At 64.2% G+C, this 8,801-nt stretch carries 6 protein-coding genes and 1 pseudogene; 3 read left to right on the top strand and 4 right to left on the bottom strand.

The annotated features are described in order from the left end of the window. Nucleotides 1–992, top strand: a 992-nt coding sequence (locus AC3EO7_RS37055) for a pirin family protein (protein ID WP_435593774.1), incomplete at its 5' end; no start/stop codon positions are given. A gap of 87 nt (nucleotides 993–1,079) precedes the next feature. Here the strand turns inward: AC3EO7_RS37055 and AC3EO7_RS37050 are convergent. Together AC3EO7_RS37050 and AC3EO7_RS37045 are read right to left on the bottom strand one after the other, a co-directional pair. Then, nucleotides 1,080–1,559: an SRPBCC family protein gene (locus tag AC3EO7_RS37050; protein ID WP_435593773.1), complete on the bottom strand. Its 480-nt coding sequence runs from the start codon at nucleotides 1,557–1,559 to the stop codon at nucleotides 1,080–1,082. After that, nucleotides 1,556–1,888, bottom strand: coding sequence for an ArsR/SmtB family transcription factor (locus AC3EO7_RS37045; RefSeq protein ID WP_435593772.1), 333 nt, complete (start codon nucleotides 1,886–1,888; stop codon nucleotides 1,556–1,558). Before AC3EO7_RS37045 ends, AC3EO7_RS37050 begins: the two co-directional genes overlap by 4 nt. A gap of 123 nt (nucleotides 1,889–2,011) precedes the next feature. Between AC3EO7_RS37045 and AC3EO7_RS37040 the strand changes: the two genes are divergently transcribed. Further along, nucleotides 2,012–2,482, top strand: coding sequence for a PaaI family thioesterase (locus AC3EO7_RS37040; protein WP_435593771.1), 471 nt, complete (start codon nucleotides 2,012–2,014; stop codon nucleotides 2,480–2,482). A 34-nt stretch (nucleotides 2,483–2,516) separates the two neighbouring features. On the opposite strand, the gene AC3EO7_RS37035 is transcribed toward AC3EO7_RS37040, so the two are convergent. After that, nucleotides 2,517–3,527 (bottom strand): aldo/keto reductase, encoded by a 1,011-nt coding sequence (locus tag AC3EO7_RS37035; protein WP_435593770.1) that lies wholly within the window; start codon nucleotides 3,525–3,527, stop codon nucleotides 2,517–2,519. A 100-nt stretch (nucleotides 3,528–3,627) separates the two neighbouring features. Here AC3EO7_RS37035 and AC3EO7_RS37030 point away from each other — a divergent pair. Next, nucleotides 3,628–3,783: pseudogene (locus AC3EO7_RS37030) on the top strand (transcriptional regulator); the annotation flags it as partial. 594 nt (nucleotides 3,784–4,377) lie between these two features. On the opposite strand, the gene AC3EO7_RS37025 reads toward AC3EO7_RS37030, so the two are convergent. After that, nucleotides 4,378–8,733, bottom strand: coding sequence for an NACHT domain-containing protein (locus AC3EO7_RS37025; protein WP_435593769.1), 4,356 nt, complete (start codon nucleotides 8,731–8,733; stop codon nucleotides 4,378–4,380). Nucleotides 8,734–8,801 lie beyond the last annotated feature (68 nt).

Here is an 8,801-nt window from a genome sequence, read left to right as displayed (position 1 = left end):
GCATGAGCGATCTCGATCCGCATCCCGCGGAATCGGTGTGCCAGCCGACGCCGGGTCCCGGCCCGGTCGCCGAGCTCTACCCGGCGCGCGAGGTGCCGCTGGGCGGCGTGCGCGGGGTGTTCGTGGAACGGGTGCTGCCGCAACGGGATCTGCCGACCGTCGGAGCGTGGTGCTTCCTCGATCATTTCGGCTCCCCCACGGTCACCAAGACCGGCGCGCCGCCGGATATCGATCCGCACCCGCACATCGGTTTGCAGACGGTGACCTGGCCGTTCGAGGGTCGCATCCGGCATCGGGACTCGGTGGGTTCCGATGTGGAGATCAACCCCGGCCAGCTGAACCTGATGACCTCCGGTCGCGGCATCGCGCATTCCGAGTACGGCGATCCCGACGCGCCCGCGGGCCACGGCCTGCAACTGTGGATCGCACTGCCCGGCCACCGCGCCGCGGTCGATCCGCATTTCGAGCAGCATCGCGACCTGCCGGTCTACGAGGCCGACGGCGTGCGCGCCATCGTGCTGATCGGCTCCTTCGCCGGGCTGACCTCGCCCGCCATGGCCTACACCCCGATCGTGGGCGCCGATGTGCGGGTCGATGCCGGCGCCGAGATCACCATTCCGCTCGACCCGGCCTTCGAGCACGCGCTGCTGGTGATCGAGGGCGAGGTGACCGCCGCCGATACCGAGGTGAAGCCGGGCCCGCTGCTCTACCTCGGTTCCGATCGGGCCGAGCTGCGGCTGGCGAGCGGCACCGGGGCGCATCTCGCGCTGATCGGCGGCGAGCCGTTCGGCGAGGAACTCGTGATGTGGTGGAACTTCGTGGGGCGCAGCCACGAAGAGATCGTCGCGGCCCGGGAGGATTGGGAGAACCGCCGGGTCGAGCGCTTCGCCCCGATCGCGGGACATCCGCCCGACCAACGCATTCCGGCCCCGCCGATGCCGGCTCTGCACCTGAAGCCGCGCAAGCGGCGCATCGGCGCGGAGCGCGCCTGAGGGCTCTCGAAATGCGCACCGCGCCGGGGATTTCGTTCTCCGGCCGCCCGGCCCCCGCCCGATCGCGGGGGCCGCAGACGCCTCGGCTCAGGCAGACTTGGCGAGCAGTTCGTCCAGCGCCCGGTAGCTGGCATTGAGCCCTTCGGACATCCCGGACTGCAGCATGCCGTCGCGCTCCTGCGGCGTGTGGAACTGGCTCACGGTGACGACCTTGGTGCGGCCGTCGCCGAGGTCGACGAAGGTGGTGGCATCGATGGCGACGTGGGCGGGCATGCCGTCCCATTCGAAGGACTGCACGATCCGCTCCTTCGGGGTGATCTCACGGAAGCGCCCCTCGAAGCCGTGCGGGCCGCCCTCGGAGTGGTCGACGAAGCGGTAGTGGCCGCCCTTGCGGAACTCCCAGCGCTCCACGTCGAATCGCTTGCCCTGCGCCCACCACTGGACCAGCTGCTCGATCCGGCTGTAGGCGTCCCACACCCGGTCCAGCGGGGCGTCGAAGATCCGCTCGATGTGGATCTCCCGGTCGACGGGGGTGGTGATGTCGGCATCGCGGGTTGTCGTGCTCATGTGTCTGGCTCCGTTCGTTCGAGGAATTCACCGAGACGGTCCATCCGGGCTTCCACCATCCGCCGATAACCCTGCAGCCACGCCACTTCGCGGTCGAAGACGTTGTCGCCGAGTCGGCAATACCTGACCCGGCCCTGCTTCTCCGTGACGACCATGCCCGCGTCCTCCAGCAGCCGGATGTGCTTCTTGATGCCGGTGAGGGTCATCTCGAAACGCTCGGCCAGTTCGCTGACGGTCGCGGGCCCGCTGCCGAGGCGCTCGAGAATCCCACGCCGGGTGGGGTCCGCCAGCGCCCCGAACGAGGCGTCCAGGAAGTCATACTGAACCATCAGGTTCAGTATTGCGAGCGCGCGCCGCCCGAGTCAAGACCCGCGTGGAAATTGTGGACAAGCCGGGTTCGAGGCGATAAAAATAGAACGCGTTTCAGTGACGGCGTCTCGGCGGGAGTTCGGATGGACAGCGCGACCATGGGGGATCTGGTGATGGCCGGATTCCAGAAGCTGGGGTTCATTCAGTACGCCGGAATCGAAGGCGTGGAGTTCGATGCCGGACGCAATGTCGTGTCCATCGATCCGCGCCCGGAACACCTCAACCACAACGGCGATCTGCACGCGGCCGTGCTCTTCGGCCTGGCCGAGACCGCCGCGATGGGCGCCGCCGTCTCGGGCATCGTCGATCTGATGGGCGAGACGTTCATCGTCGCCCGCGACGGACGCATCGAATACCTGGCGCGGGCCAAGGGCGTGGCGGGACCCTTCCGCGCGACATCGGAATTCACTGCGGGCACCATCGAGCGCCTGCGCGCGGATATCGCGGGACGTGTCGCGGTGGAGCTGGAGGTGCCCGTCCAGATCGCGGACGACTCGGGAAAACCCGTTGCGGCGGCGACGTTCACCGCCGTCATCCGCCCGAGAAGGACTTAGGGCGGCGGGCTACCCTCTTGGCCCACACCGGTCTTCACCGTTCGCTGTCCAGCATCTCCATTTGCGCGGCCGCGTACCTCTCCCCGGCGACCTGGTCCTGGGGCACGGCTGCCTCGATGCTCGCCGATTCGTCGGCGTCGAGCCGGATGTCGAGCGCACCGAGCGCTTCCGCCCAGCGCTGCCTGCGCCGCGCGCCGATGATCGGCACGATGTCCGAGCCCCTGGCGAGGACCCAGGCGATCGCCAGCTGCGCGACCGCGACCTCCTTGGCGGCGGCGATCTTCGCCAACGCGTCGACCAATCGCAGGTTGCGCGTGAGGTTCTCGCCCTGGAAGCGCGGGCTGTGTGCGCGGAAGTCGTCCGCGCCGAAGCTCTCGCGCGTGCGCACGGTATCGCTGAGCAGGCCGCGCGACAGCACACCGTAGGCGGTGATGCCGATGCCGAGTTCCCGTGCGACGGGCAGGGTCTCGGCTTCGATGCCGCGCGAGACGAGCGAGTACTCGATCTGTAGGTCGGCGATCGGATGCACGGCGGCGGCGCGGCGCAGCGTCTCCGCGCCGACCTCGGACAGGCCGATGTGCCGGACGTAGCCCGCCTCTACCAGCTCGGCGAGAGCGCCGACCGTGTCCTCGATCGGGACGGCGGGATCGAGCCGCGCGGGCCGATAGATGTCGACGTAGTCGACCCCGAGGCGCTGCAACGTGTAGGTGAGGTAGTTGCGGAGCGCGACCGGACGGTTGTCGAGGCCGCCCCAAGTTCCACCCGGCCCGCGCAGCACGCCGAACTTCACACTGAGCCGAATGTCCTCGCGGCGGCGGTCCGCGATGGCTTTGCCGACCAGCATCTCGTTGTGGCCCGCGCCGTAGAAGTCGCCGGTATCGATGAGGTCGGCGCCCGAATCGAGGGCGGCGTGGATGGTGGCGATGGACTCGGCGTCGTCGGCCGCGCCGTACATGCCCGACATACCCATGGCGCCGAGCCCGAGGCGGCCGACCGTGGGTCCGGTGGCGCCGAGCGTGGTCTTCTCGATCGTGGATTTCGTCATGTATCCACTCTGACCTGCGCGTCCGGTATCCGGCAGAGATCGCTTATCGGGGGATCGGCGATCCCTGGCCCGTCCGGCCGAAATCCGCGACAGTGGAGTGATGGACCGTTCCGAACTGGCCGACTTCCTGCGCCGCCGCCGCGAGCAGCTCACGCCCGCGGAGGTCGGCCTGCCACCCGGCGTGCGCCGTCGCACTCCCGGGCTGCGCCGCGACGAGGTGGCGTTGCTGGCCGGGGTGACATGTTGGTTACACACTCCTCAAATGCCCGCTTGCGGGAGGGAGACGACGATGTCACCTCTCCCTATAGCAGCCCCGTGATTCGGCGCGGCGAGAGCACGAATCCCCTGATGGAGCGGGTTAGGCAGTGGTGGAACCGCTGCCGCCGGTCCGCGGACCGGGAAAGGCACGGACGGATATCCCCAAATCGGTCTTCGACCACATCGCTACCACCAAGTCGGCAAGCATCCTGAAATGCCGATTACCGGATGTTCTGTAATTTCTTGCCGCCGTCGGCTCCCCGGCAGCGGGCAAGAGCAGCGCAACCGGGTTCCTGGCCGGGCTTGTGGATTCGTCTACGTAGGAGGAGCTCCCTGCGCGGCGCCTCGACGAAGCCATCTTTTCCGTATCACGACATCCCAGCGTTCTCAGAAATCATTAGTCGTTGTTGACGTCTTGGTTGTTCCAGTTCTGAGGTATGAGAGCTTGACAGCTGCCGCCAGCGTGCCTCGACGGGACCTTCGGAAGGGCTCGTCGCCGAGGTCGCCGTGTTCCATCGCAATGACCTGGTGACCTGACCCAACCGAGTTGCGAAGAGTCGCCCTCTGATTTGGCCTCCCATTGAGGCGGGCACTATCTTTCCTCGGCCAGGGCGGCATCAAGGCCGAATGCGTGGAGATCAACCAGCCGGTCAATGATGTCGAGGCACTGTTCTCGCACGGATTCGTCACCTTGACGATAGGAGCGAAGCACAACGGTTGTCACTGTGCGCCCGACGTAGGCGCTGCGGCCCTGCAGCCTGTTCGCATCGGCACCCACCGCATCCATCATCATTTCGCAGGCACGCAGCGCCGATGAGGGCAACCGTGTACCGAGGTCTTCCATACTCTCCGCTAGTGTTTCGAAGTTCTCGGCGAATGCCGGGCTGTCGAGGAAGGCATTGATAAATACGTCCTGCGGGGACGGTCGCATATCGGCGAGTCCACGCAATCCTGCTGATGCGGTTTCTCGGACCTCAGAGTCGGGATCCGAGAACAGAAATGCCAATGTTTCGCTGCTGTCGGCGGCGTTATCGGCCATCACTTCCGCGGCCCCACGCCGAGCAGTGTTACTCAGTGTTCGCACGTCGTCGCTGACCGGAGGGGCGATCGCACCGTAGTGCTGCGCGACCGCCCAAATACGGCCTGCACGAGTGGCAATACCGGGTGGTCCTTCGAGGGCCTGCTGTAGATGTCGGAGGAACTGGGGTGAGGAACGCAGGAGTCCATGGGTCAAGAGGTGCTCGGTTGCTGCGGTGTCGAACACCGCCAGTGGCGCATCGAACAGTCTTTCAGCGATGTCTAGAGCAGCCTGCTGGTCGTGGTTGAGAAGTGCTGCCACGGCGCGCGCGGCGCATGTTCGAACTGCTGTGGATGTGTCGACCGCGAGCCGTCTGACCACTGGCACGAGTCGGTTCAGGTGCTGCGCGCCTTCGAATAATACGGTTGCCGCCGCGAGAGCGGCAGCGCCACGCACCGAGCGCATGCCAACGACGTAGAGATCTTCGGCACCTCTCGAGGTGTAGTCGGATTCTGGATCCGCTGAGGTCGAGAAGTCTTCGATGAGGGAGGTCAGGCGTTCATCGATGCCTCCCGAATCCGACAAGGCTGTGCAGATAGGATGCGAGATCGCGTCACCGTAGGTGGCCAGCGCATGCTCGCAGAGGTCGGCGAAAAGAGCGCGGTCGAGATCGGGGGCGACCGCCTGAATCACATGTGTGATCGCGGTCATCGGAATCGTGTCGTCGAAGCACAATGCCAATCGTGCGAATCGCTCCGGGTGCTCCTTGGCTCTGGCTTCCAGTACTCCCGCAAGCTGTGACGCACCACCCACAGGGCCACTAGTGCGGTGGATGGTGCGTTCGGAGGCATGTTTCCGCAGGGCCGACAGCCAGTTCTCGTCGCTCATCCGCTTGGAGGCGTCATGGGCGATCGGTGGGCCGACGAATGAAGCCACTATCCCTCTGGGCTCCGGCGGCGGCTCAACCGACAGCCGTTTCAACTCGGCAACCCGACGCTGCACGACGACGCCCATTCGCAGAGGATCTACACCGAACAGTAGGCCGACCTGCCCGTAATGCGGCAAACGTCCCTTGTCTCCGCGCAGTATCTCTGCTTCGAGCTGGCGAAGAAGGTGTTCCGAGCACCGCGACGAGTGCGCAGCAATGAGTTTGTAGGACGCGTACCGCGGACTGTCGTACCAGCCGAGGTTCAGATTTTGTTGCTCACCGTTGAGCCAATCGATGGCATCATCGGAGTCATTCGATGCGGTCAAGGTTCTGCACACCAGGAACCGCAGCGCGTTGCTGGCAACTTCCCGAAACGGCTCGATCGCTTCGAAAGCAGCCTGGGGATTGTTTCGCATCAACTTCTGAAGGGCGCACTCCATAGCTGCCAGAATCGAGTCGTCTACAGCATGGGAGTTAGTGATAAGGCGTCCCCATCTGTTCAGGGACGGCGTATCGGTGTTGTTGCGGGAGTTGGACAGTCGGACCAGGAACGGGAGAACCTCGCGGACGAACGCCTCGGGGACCTCGTCCGCGACGTGCTGAATAACATTGGCGCCCTGTGAGTTTCTGGCGAGATGTCCAGTCTCGAAGGGATCGGCGGCACCCTCCGCATTCGCTCGAGTCATCGCTCGGTCCAGGTAAGCGCCGATGAGCCGCGCCGCGCCGATCGGGTCGTCGCCTTCCAGATCCGCGACGATCGACCAGAAGTCGCTGTTGACCGCGATGGGCCCGCGCACGTCATCGATGTGGCCGCCTCGGATCACATCCACTGCGAACGGCACCAGCGCTGGGCATGTCGACCATGCGATAAGGGCTCGAATACGTAGGCGCCACTCCTCGCCAACACCTACGTAGGGGTGAAAGAGTTCGGCGACACGCTCACCTCGGTCTCGCGCGACCGAGATCAACTGCTGTGCTGCCACATCTGCCCGACCAGGGTCGGCGAGCCATACCTCCCAACGACCGAGATAGTCGGCGGTATCGAACCACTGCGGCGATGACAGCAGTCTCAGCAGGCGATCACCGCTTGGACCCGGTTCCCAGGCGAGATGTTCCAATGCTTCCCAGTCGGCAGTGGAAGGGGTCAGCTGGCGCAGTACACCGACGACAACCTGTTTGATGTGGGACCGGATGCTCGATGACCTAAGTGTGCGTACCACGGTGGCGCGGAGCTGCTGGGGATCCTTTGCGGCGAGATATTCGAGTATTTGGCGGGTCTGGGCCCGACGGAAGAGGAACTGGCCGTTCGTGACGAGGAAGTCGTGGAGGTCGCCTCCCTTCGTCACGAACGCGCGGGCGAAGAGGTAGTCGAAATATGTCTCGTGCAGGAAAGAGATCCCGGATTCGTCGGCGACCAGGACCGCCTCGGACTCGAGGGCTGCGATCTCTTCGCCCGGGAATTCGTCGAGAACAGCTCGAGGGGCTGTCAACGTTTGCTTTTCGCTCATGTAGGTCACAAGGGTGGACGTGATCCCGCCCCAGTCGATGTGGCCTGCGCGGGTTGTCGCGCGTTGACGGGCTTCGGTGGTGAATCGGTCGTAGAGATCTTGCAGGGTCTGATATGCGCTTCGACGAGCTTGTTCCGGCAGTCGAGCGTATACAGCGAAGTGCAGTGGAGTGCGCAGTAGCTCGATGGTCGACTCGGATGGGACGAAAGCGTCGTGTCGGCGAAGATGCTCACGAACCTGGTCAGTACCTAGTTTGCCTACGGTATGGCGCACGGCTGGCTTTTCGGTGCGAAGCAGCGACCGTACGCGCGGATCGTTGTCCAGGTCTACTGTTCGCACGACGAGCATGAGCTTCAGGTTTGGCACTCGCTGTAGTTCGTCGCGCACCTCATCGACGGCTTCGAAGCTGTCGGGCATACGTCCGCTGAACTGGCTGACGGCGTCGAGTTGGTCGATGACGAGCAAACCTGGAAGGCCGTCTGCGACGCCTGCCAACAACACTGACGGGGATTCGGCCAACCCCATCTGTTGTCCGAGATGGTCGGATGTCGGCGATGCAATGGTCGCTTCCATTCGCGCTATAGCGACGAACCACCCGCGCTCATCCAGGGCGGCCGCTACTTCCGCAACAACCGCCGACTTCCCATATCCAGCAGGTCCATCGACGATAAGGATCTGCGGGCTGTCTGGGTCTTCCAGGGCGGCGATGATGGACTGCGCTTCCGAGCGCGGAACGAGCCCGAACTCTGGCTCGAACCGCGCTACGCGCCGAGTGTGGCGTTCGAGGGTCCGATGCAACATCTGGCGCGTGGAATCATTTCCGGCCAAGAGACGCTCTGCGAATTTGCTTTTCAGGAATGTGGCGACCTGAGGTGTCGATATATCCTGATGTCGGTGGTTCCGACAGAAGCGTCCCACCGTATCTATGACCGTATCCGGGTCGCCCGCGTAGAGCGTTTTGTATGCCAGCCATGCGGTTCGGTGCAGGAGCTGTACCGGCCAATGTTCCACCACGATATCCTTCAGATATCGCCACGCTATCGCTTCGCTGACTTCCCAATACTGGACAACGGCAGCGAAGTCGGAGGTGAGGTCCTGGGTGAGTGCTTCTTTGAAATCAGTGATCGTTGTAGTCGCTCGGGCCCGTTCGCTGAGGTCGACGAGAGGTTTGGCAGTGCTGGATGAGATGAGCCGGTATCCGCGGCCGAGTTCGATTTGGTGTTTCGCACCCTTGAGGACCGAAATCTTTCCGCTGGTGTCGCCTGTCTTGAGTCGTGCGATCGTCCAAGTCTTCGCGTAGTTTTTCGCTTGCTCACCCCAGGTCCTGCCGTCGACGTCGATTTCGAACTCGATCCCGACACCGGCATTACCTGGCGGCTCCAGTCTGATCCGATGCGCCTGGTCATGGAGAAGGTCCGCAATGCGAAGCGCCGTCCAGAGGTCTTCGTACTCGTTACCCTCCTTATCGGCCGCTCCCCCTCGAAGGGCGCTCATCGCGCCGCCTCAATCCTCGACGCCACAGACGTGTCCGCCATACTTGGTTTTGACACTCCTCACTATTC

Source organism: Nocardia sp. bgisy118 (genome assembly GCF_057708605.1).
Note: the sequence above shows the minus strand (reverse complement) of the source record. Positions and strands in the feature narration are given on the sequence as shown.